We start from the raw sequence: 2,360 nt of genomic DNA, 5'->3' as shown, positions 1-2,360 counted from the left end.
ATGTCAACCAAGTTTTTTATTTCGTTTGTCGTCTTCTGCGTTATTGCATCGGCGACTTGTTCTATATTACACCTCTAAAGTATAATCGTCAATACGTTTTTAAAAAAACTTTATATTTTATAGATTTCATTTACGTATTTCTTCTATAGTTATATACAAGCACCCTACAGAACAATCTATGGGGTGCTCTTCTACCATAAAAACTATTGTTCTTTCGACGGCACCGAACAACTTCCATCAGTACAAGAAAGATCGCTTCCACCATCTGCTGAAAGTTCCTGTAACTTCGGTGCAGGATTCTCTTCTTCCCACACTTGCTGAAGTGCACCAACAAAAGTTTCAAGTGGTTGTGCACCTGAAATAGCATACTTTTGATTAATAATAAAATAAGGCACTCCCGAAATTTGATATTGCTGAGCAATCGCTTCATCAATTCTAACATCATTTGCGTACGCATTTTTATCATTAATAACATTTAAAGCTTCTTGCTTATCTAAACCTGAGGCTTCAGCGATAATAGCAAGTGTATCCACATCACTTAAATTTTTCGATTCAGTGAAATATGCAAAAAGTAGATTCTCCGTAATCTCCTTTTCTTTTCCATGATTCTTTGCAAACTTCGCAAGACGATGCGCATCAAACGTATTCGTCGGCTTCATCTCATCAAAATTAAAACTTAAACCCATACTAGCTGCATGATTTCCTAGCTGTACGTTATTACGCTTAGCTTCTTCAATACTAATTCCATACTTTGATGCAAGCACTTCATTAATACTTGTTCCAGAGTAAACGGGAGTATTCGGATCCAACTCAAAACTTTTAAACTCAACTTCAACATCCTTCTTATGTGGAAATTGCTCTAAAGCCATCTCTAATCTACGTTTCCCAATATAGCAAAATGGGCATACAAAATCCGACCAAACCTCAATTTTCATATAAACACCTCATTAACATTTAGTTTTCAATCATTGTAGCACTGAGATTAAGGAATTCAAAAGTTTTTGCTCTATCTCCTTCATATAGTACATACAAAAATACACTTATAGCAGACTACCTAATTAACAAAAAAACGATAATCAAAAGGATTAACTATTATCCCTCTGATTATCGTCTATATAAATGCAACAACTTTAATTATGCCGGAATATACTTCCCTACGAACTTCCATACGGTATTCCAATATTTATTCGAATCTACTTTCTCCGCTTCTCCATGCCCAGCACCTGGAACAATTAATTTCTCTTTTTCTACTTTTGCAGCATTATATACTTCATCTAACATTTCAAAAGGAACGAATGTATCAGCATCCCCATGAATGAATAGCATAGGTGTTTTACTTTTCGCTACTTGTTTTACAGCTGAAGCTTCTTCTAAATCATATCCAGCTCTTAATTTTGTAACTGTATTTGCCGCATTCATAACAGGAAACTTCGGCAAGTGGAATAAATCTTTTAGCTGATAAGTAAATTCATCAATAACGGTTGAGTATCCACAATCTTCAATAATAACTTTAACATTAGAAGGTAAATCTTCTCCTGAAGTCATCATTACAGTTGCCCCGCCCATTGAAACACCAAATAGAGCTATTTCAGCATTAGGATCTTTCTTTAAGATTTGTTGAATCCAAATCAAAACATCTTTACGATCATGCCAGCCCATACCAACATAATCCCCTTCACTATTTCCGTGCCCACGAAGGTCTGGTGCTATGACATTATAGCCTTGTTCATAAAAGTTACGAATATATTTCGTCATTTCTGATGCTCTACCATTGTATCCATGAACCACAATTGCCCATTTATGACTAGATGATTCATTCATATATTCATAGCCTTTTAAATTTAATTTATCGAAAGAACGTATAGTTAATGTGTTAGGTTTATACTTCGATACGAAGTTCGCATTCTTTGCTTCATTTGTAGCCAATACATCTCCCGATGCATTTACCGTTTCTACTAAATGAGGATTATCTTGCAAAAATTCTTTTTCTTGTTTCGCATTCAACGCGTAGTTATAAAAATAATTCCCAACTAACATATACACGATTACTAGAAGGACTAAGACTACTATAGTAATTATACCTATCCTTTTCATATTATCTCCTTTTCTAACTTAAATCTTCTTATATTAAAGTACATCAAAAACAACTGTACTATTTTAACACACCGGTGAATCTTATCTTTAAGAAATAAAATAGAAAATCTTAAATTACATATCAAAAATCACGAAAGAAATCGAATAAAACTTATATAAATATGTAATTAGCTTTGAAAAGAAGTTACAAAACACAAAAAAGACGAGTCATTCTGACTCGTCTTAAAGTTGCTTGGCGACGTCCTACTCTCACAGGGACAAGGTCC

Annotated in this window: 2 protein-coding genes; both read right to left on the bottom strand. The window is 34.0% G+C overall.

What is annotated here, in order from left to right; genetic code table 11:
- Positions 1-203: 203 nt before the first annotated feature.
- Positions 204-935, bottom strand: a complete 732-nt coding sequence (locus tag AC1Q8M_RS27785; protein WP_000687923.1) for a DsbA family oxidoreductase — start codon at positions 933-935, stop codon at positions 204-206.
- Positions 936-1,134: 199 nt separating this feature from the next.
- The gene (locus tag AC1Q8M_RS27780; protein WP_098361626.1) at positions 1,135-2,094 is read right to left on the bottom strand and encodes an alpha/beta hydrolase; all 960 of its coding nucleotides are present in this window, start codon (positions 2,092-2,094) and stop codon (positions 1,135-1,137) included.
- Positions 2,095-2,360: the final 266 nt, after the last annotated feature.

The organism is Bacillus sp. GW823-FHT06A10 (assembly GCF_058795375.1).
Note: the sequence above shows the minus strand (reverse complement) of the source record. Positions and strands in the feature narration are given on the sequence as shown.